The sequence below is a fragment of the uncultured Romboutsia sp. genome (assembly GCF_958366745.1).
Lineage (GTDB): Bacteria > Bacillota > Clostridia > Peptostreptococcales > Peptostreptococcaceae > Romboutsia > Romboutsia timonensis.
In genome coordinates this window covers 1-6,820 of the sequence record NZ_CATXCO010000128.1, presented here as the reverse complement: position 1 = coordinate 6,820, position 6,820 = coordinate 1, and the positions used below count along the sequence as shown (strand labels likewise).

Genomic DNA, 6,820 nt, shown 5'->3' with positions numbered 1-6,820 from the left:
AGTACATTCCATCTTTTAGGGTATGATCATGATACAGAAGAAAATACAAAACAGATGAGAGAAAAGGAAGAATATATATTAAATAAGCTAAACATAACGAGGGAGTAGGCTTTATGAAAAAAACTAAAACTCGTCAAGGTATAATTAAAGCTTTTAATGCAGCTATAGAAGGTATAATATATACTTTTAAATTTGAAAGAAATATGAAAATACATTATTTTTTAGCTGTAGTGGTATTAACAGCAAGTTTATTTTTAGGTTTGAAAAGATTAGAAATGATACTATTGGTATTTGCAATAAGTTTAGTTGTAATAGCAGAGATGTTTAATACAGCTATAGAAAAAACTATAGATATGATAACTGATGAGTATCATGTATTAGCTAAAATTGCTAAAGATGTAGCTGCAGGAGGGGTTTTAATAGCAGCTTTAAACTCTGCTGTAGTAGGATATTTATTATTTTATAATAAGTTAACAGAGTTATCTGATTCAGTGCTAAATACTATAAGACAATCACAAATACATTTGACATTAATTTGTATTGTTTTAGTATTAATAGCTGTTGTAGTTGTAAAAGCTATGACATCAACAGGAACACCTTTAAGGGGTGGGATGCCAAGTGGTCATACTGCGCTTGCATTTGCTACAGCAACAGCTATAACTTTTTTAGGAGAAAAAGTAGTAGCTTCAACTTTAGCATATTTAATGGCAGTATTAGTTGCACAAAGTAGGATAGAGGGGAATATACATACCTTCTGGGAAACTGTTGCAGGTGGATTATTAGGTACACTAATAACTATATTAGTATTCCAAATTCAACTATTAGTGTAACGCTTAGACTAATACCTAAAATAAATATTTTATTCTTAATACTTTAATGAGATAAAAAAGAAGCCTTCACGACTTCTTTTTTTATGTTATAATGTAAGATACTAAATAAAATAATAAATTATATTAATATAAGAATATTTATTATGATTTTTTTATAATATAGGTTTATAGATATAAAATAAATTAATTTATTGAGACAGGAGAAATGCAACATGTTTAAATCAGGATTTGTTAGTATAGTAGGAAGACCAAACGTTGGAAAATCTACTTTAATGAATAATGTAGTTGGAGAAAAAATAGCAATAATGAGTGATAAACCTCAGACTACAAGAAATACAATACAAGCAGTATACACAGATGAAGAAGCACAAGTAGTGTTCTTAGATACACCTGGAATACATAAGCCTAAAAATAAATTAGGTGAATTTATGGTTAAGTCTGCGACAGATGCATTTAAAAACGTAGATTTAGTATTATTCGTTGTAGATGAATCTAAAAAAATAGGACCTGGAGATAGAAAAATAATAGATGACTTAAAGAATATAAAAACTCCAGTTGTTTTAGTTTTAAATAAAATTGATCAATTAAATGAGGAAGAGTTATTTGATTTAATGAAAATGTATAATGCTGAAGGTGTATTTGAACAAATAGTGCCAATATCAGCATTAAAAGGAAGAAATATAAATGAGCTTTTGAAAGTTATAAAATCACATTTAGAAGAAGGACCTCAGTACTTCCCTGATTATATGATAACTGATCAACCAGAAAGAGTATTAGTGTCAGAACTTATAAGAGAAAAAGTGCTACATTATATACATGATGAAGTACCTCATGGAGTTGCAGTTGAAATAGAAAGAATGAAATCAAGAAAAGATAAAGAAATAGTTGATATATCAGCTGTAATATATTGTGAAAGAGACTCACACAAGGGTATAATAATAGGGAAAAATGGTAGAAAATTAAAAGGTATAGGAAAGTCAGCAAGAGCTGATATAGAATTACTTTTAGGATCTCAAGCAAATCTTCAATTATGGGTAAAAGTAAAAGAAAATTGGAGAAACTTACAAAATTATGTAAGTAATTTTGGATATACTGAAAAATAAAGGTGAATTATATGGATAGGAAACAGGATGCTTCCAAAGATTTATTAAATAAAGTAACAATATTAATTGAAAATAACAAAATACTAGAACTTAGAGAGTTACTTGAAGAATATCATATAATAGATATATTCGAGATAATGGAAAATCTAGAAGAAAATGAAAAAATAAAACTATTTGAAGTACTTCCTTTAGATATGGCTGCTTCTATATTAGAAGAAAGTGATGTTGAGTTTTTTAGTAATATATTATCAAAACTAGATACAGAAAATAAAAAGAATATATTAGAATTAATGTCTCTTGATGATATGGCAGATATATTAAGTCAGTTAGAAGAAGATGAGCGAGAAAACATAATGGAACTTTTAAGTGAAAAAGATGCCGATGATGTAAAAGAACTATTAATATATGAAGAAGAATCAACTGGCGGAATAATGACGACTGGATATATACAAATTAATGAATATATGACAGCTAAAGAGGCAATATCTCATATGAGAGAATATGCAGAAGATGCAGAAACTATATACTATGTATATGTAGTTGACAATGAAGAACGATTAGTAGGAGTTTTATCGCTAAGAGAATTAATACTTGCTAGAGATAGTAGTATAGTAAAAGATTTAATGAGTGAGAATATAATATCTGTCTTTGTAGATGAAGATAGAGAGGAAGCAGTTAGACTAGTTTCAAAATATAATTTAATAGCAATACCTGTTATAGATAGAGAACACAGATTAAAAGGTATAATTACAGTAGATGATATAATAGATGTAATGGAAGAAGAAGCAACTGAAGATATGTATAAGTTTGCAGGAACATCGGAACACGAAATAGATATAGCACAAAATGTAAATAAAACGGCAACAGAGCAAATATTTTCATCTGTAAGGGCGAGAATACCATGGCTAATAATTACTTTATTAGCAGGTCTTTTATCAAGTGCAATACTTTCAAACTTAGACTTTATAATGAATCCTAAATATGCATCTTTAGTATTTTTTATACCTGTGGTTTTAGGTATGGGAGGAAATATAGGAACTCAATCATCAGCTCTTGCTGTAATGAGTTTATCTAATAAAGACCTAGAATTTAATAATGTTATAAGAGAAGCTGTAGTAGGAATTATTACAGGTATAATATGTAGCTTAATAGTTAGTATAATAGTATTTATATTATAAATATAGTATTAGTTGTGACTGTATCGTTATTTATAAATATGATTGTTGGAGCTATGATAGGTGGATTTATGCCTATATTATTTAAAAAATTAGATGCAGACCCATCAATTATATCAGCCCCAGTTATAGCTACAGTGCTTGATATAACAGGAATAACAATATACTTAGTAACAACAACTATAATATTGTCAAAAATTGTTTAATAACTTAATGTATTATTTACCCTCTTCTTACTAAGAATATAATTATAACCGTGAGAAGGGGGTTTTTTAAAAATGAACAATTTATGTTGGGAAGTTTTTAAAAAGACGGGTAGTATAGAAGCATATCTATATTTAAGTGACTGTAAAAACTTGCATGAAGAAACTGATGAGTTAAGGGAGATAGATAACACCGATGATAATACTGAACACCCAGGGGATAGTACTTAAAGCAGTAAGGTACAAAGAAAATGATGTTATATTAACTTTATTTACGCGTAAATTAGGAAAAGTATCTGCAATAGCTAAGGGAGCAAAACGAAATAAAAGTTCATTGCTTTCATCAGCGCAACTTTTTTCTTATGCGAACTATACATTAAAAAGAAAAGGAAATATGTATACAGTAAATCAAAGTGACACAATAAAAAGTTTTTATGATATTTCATATGATATAGAGGCATTTTCATATGCTACCTATATTACTAAACTTGTAGAAGGTTCTACATGCGAGAATCAAACTAATAATAGATTATTTATACTACTTGCCCAGACTCTATACTTATATACACAAGAAAATACAGATAAAAAGTTTATAACAAGGGCCTTTGAATTAAAATTTCTAGACTATATAGGCTTTAGACCAGTTGTGAACAGATGTAGTAGCTGTGGAAGTAAGAGTATAAAGTCAGCAATTTTCAATATATATGAAGGTGGCTTGTTATGTGATTTATGTAGTGAAAATACTGAAGAAAATATAAAATTAGATGTAACAACTATAAAGCTAATGGAATATATATTAAATAATGATATATTGACATGTAGCAAGGCTAAAGTATCTAAGTATATAACTTATGAACTAGAAAAAGTTCTAAAGCAATATTTAAATGTTTATATTGATAATGTAAACTTTAAATCGTTATACTTCTTAAAAGATATAGAAAATATTAAGGGAGCTGATAAGGGTGAGTAACGAAATTACAATAGAAAAGATTGATGCAGTAATACAAAGAGTGCCTAGTGCAACATATGCAGAGGCTAAACAAGCACTTATAGATCATAATGGAGATGTTATAGAATCTATAATAGCACTAGAATCTAATAAAACTACAATAGAAAGTAATTTATCAAAGAAGACTAAACAAGCTAAAAAAGCAGTAGAGGATATGTTTTCTAAAGATAGTGAAGATTTTAAAGAAATGAAAGAACAAGCAAAAGAATTACTTAAAAGAAGTAGTGTAATAAGAGTTATAATTGATAGAAATAATAAAGTTATAATGAATATACCGTTAACAGTAGGTGTAGTAGGTGTAGCATTACTTCCTATCTATACATTAGTTGGATTATCTGCAGCAGTTATAGGAAAGTGTAGAATAAAAATACAAAATGAAGATGATGGCAGTATAGTTGATTTAGGTGAACTAAATGAAGAAAAACTTAATATGTTAAAGCAAATGCTAGTTAACACAGCCAAAGAAGTAAAAGATGTTGTAGTAGATAATAAAAAAGATGATAAAGATATAACTGACGAACTTATCAATGAAGATGATGAGAATTTAAATAAATAGGATCACCATTTACATTGACAAATATTGTTTAATTTGATATTCTAAAAGTTAGAAAATAGCTATTAAAGGCCTTTCGTGTAGACGAAAGGCTTTGTTATATTAAGCAATTTTATTAAAGGAGGTATTATTATGAATTTTCAAGATATGATACTTACATTGCAAAATTATTGGTCTAAACAAGGATGTATAATGATGCAACCTTACGATGTAGAAAAAGGTGCGGGAACAATGAATCCTAACACTTTTTTAAGATCATTAGGGCCAGAACCTTGGAAGGTTTGCTATGTAGAACCATCTAGAAGACCGGCTGATGGTAGATATGGTGAAAATCCAAATAGATTATATCAACATCACCAATTCCAAGTTATATTAAAGCCATCTCCAGATAACATTCAAGAATTATATTTAGGAAGCTTAAAAGCTATCGGTATAGATCCAAATGAACATGATATAAGATTTGTTGAGGATAACTGGGAATCAACTACAGTTGGAGCTTGGGGACTTGGTTGGGAAGTATGGTTAGATGGTATGGAAATAACTCAATTTACATATTTCCAACAAGTTGGTGGTATAGAATGTGAACTTGAAACAGGAGAAATTACATATGGTCTAGAAAGATTAGCAATGTATATCCAAGAAGTTGACAGCGTTTATGATTTAAAATGGAATGATGAAATGACTTATGGAGATATATTTAAATCTGCTGAATACGAAAACTCTATGTATGCATTTGAAGAATGTGATGCAGATATGTTATTTAACTTATTTGATATATATGAAAAAGAAGGTCTTAAGTTAATGGAAAAAGGTCTAGTAATTCCAGCTTATGACTATGTACTAAAATGTTCTCATGCATTTAATACTTTAGATGCAAGAGGAGCTGTAGGGGTTAGCCAAAGGGCATCTTTCATAGGAAGAGTTAGAAATATGTCAAGAAATGTTGCTGCAGCATTTGTAAAGCAAAGGGAAGAAATGGGATTCCCACTTTTAAAGAGAGGTGATAAATAATGAATAACTACCTTTTATTTGAAGTTGGTGTTGAAGAATTACCATCAAGATTTGTAAGTAGTACCTTAGATCAAATAAAGAGCAACTTAACTAAGATGTTCAATGAAAATAGAATCGAATTTAGTGATATAAAAACATACGGAACTCCAAGAAGATTAACTTTTATAGTTGAAAATATAAGTGAAAGACAAAGTAACTTAGAAGAAGAAGTTAAAGGACCTTCAAAGAAAATAGCATTAGATGCTGATGGAAACTTTACAAAACCTGCACTTGGGTTTATGAAGAGTAAAGGTCTTAAAGAAGAAGATGTTGTTTTCAAAACTTTAGGAAAAGATGAATACATATTTGGAACAATAAGACAAGAAGGTAAAGAAACTAGTGAAGTATTAAAAACTATATTACCTGAAGCAGTAAAAAATGTAACTTTCCCTAAAGCTATGCGTTGGGGTGGAAGAAACATGAGATTTGCAAGACCTATAAGATGGATGGTTACTTTACTAAATGACAATGTACTTGAAATAGATTTAGAAGGAATAAAATCATCTAATATAACAAAAGGTCATAGATTCTTAGGACAAAGTGAATTTGAAGTAAATTCATTAGAAGATTACTTAACAAAGTTAGAAGAAAACTTTGTAATACTTGACCAAGATAAGAGAAAAGAAATGATAAGAAAGCAATGTATAGAAGTTGCTAAATCTTTAGGTGGAGAAGTTGAGTTTGACGAAGATTTATTAGAAGAAGTAACTTACTTAGTTGAATACCCAACAGCATTTTATGGAGAATTCAATGAAGATTATGTAAAACTTCCAAAAGAAGTTGTTACAACTCCAATGCAACAACACCAAAGATACTTCCCTGTTGTTAAAGATGGAAAATTACTTCCTAACTTTATAGCAGTTAGAAATGGTAATGATTATAGAATAGACAAAGTTA

The 6,820-nt window shown here is 28.9% G+C and carries 10 protein-coding genes; all 10 read left to right on the top strand.

Annotated features, from left to right (window positions below; all coding sequences use genetic code 11):
* Positions 1-108: rRNA maturation RNAse YbeY (locus Q5F54_RS13145; RefSeq protein ID WP_302334277.1), on the top strand; the 108-nt coding region annotated here is incomplete at its 5' end.
* Between the two features lie 5 nt (positions 109-113).
* Complete coding sequence (locus Q5F54_RS09020) at positions 114-830, top strand: diacylglycerol kinase (protein WP_071121206.1); 717 nt, start codon at positions 114-116, stop codon at positions 828-830.
* Positions 831-1,042: 212 nt separating this feature from the next.
* Positions 1,043-1,933, top strand: coding sequence for a GTPase Era (era, locus tag Q5F54_RS09015; protein ID WP_071121205.1), 891 nt, complete (start codon positions 1,043-1,045; stop codon positions 1,931-1,933).
* Between the two features lie 11 nt (positions 1,934-1,944).
* Positions 1,945-3,111, top strand: a complete 1,167-nt coding sequence (gene mgtE / locus Q5F54_RS09010; RefSeq protein WP_302334276.1) for a magnesium transporter — start codon at positions 1,945-1,947, stop codon at positions 3,109-3,111.
* A 14-nt stretch (positions 3,112-3,125) separates the two neighbouring features.
* Entirely contained in the window at positions 3,126-3,314 is a 189-nt protein-coding gene (locus Q5F54_RS09005) for a magnesium transporter (protein ID WP_302334275.1), read from the top strand.
* A gap of 72 nt (positions 3,315-3,386) precedes the next feature.
* Positions 3,387-3,542 (top strand): YqzL family protein, encoded by a 156-nt coding sequence (locus tag Q5F54_RS09000; protein WP_071121203.1) that lies wholly within the window; start codon positions 3,387-3,389, stop codon positions 3,540-3,542.
* On the top strand, positions 3,508-4,281 hold the full coding sequence (recO, locus tag Q5F54_RS08995) for a DNA repair protein RecO (protein WP_071121202.1): 774 nt from the start codon (positions 3,508-3,510) through the stop codon (positions 4,279-4,281). The genes Q5F54_RS09000 and recO overlap by 35 nt, the downstream gene beginning before the upstream one ends.
* Positions 4,274-4,876, top strand: a complete 603-nt coding sequence (locus tag Q5F54_RS08990; protein WP_071121201.1) for a DUF4342 domain-containing protein — start codon at positions 4,274-4,276, stop codon at positions 4,874-4,876. The genes recO and Q5F54_RS08990 overlap by 8 nt, the downstream gene beginning before the upstream one ends.
* Before the next feature lie 129 nt (positions 4,877-5,005).
* The gene (glyQ, locus tag Q5F54_RS08985; protein WP_071121200.1) at positions 5,006-5,884 is read left to right on the top strand and encodes a glycine--tRNA ligase subunit alpha; all 879 of its coding nucleotides are present in this window, start codon (positions 5,006-5,008) and stop codon (positions 5,882-5,884) included.
* On the top strand, positions 5,884-6,820 hold a 937-nt coding region (glyS, locus tag Q5F54_RS08980; protein ID WP_302334274.1), incomplete at its 3' end, for a glycine--tRNA ligase subunit beta. The genes glyQ and glyS, both read left to right, overlap by 1 nt.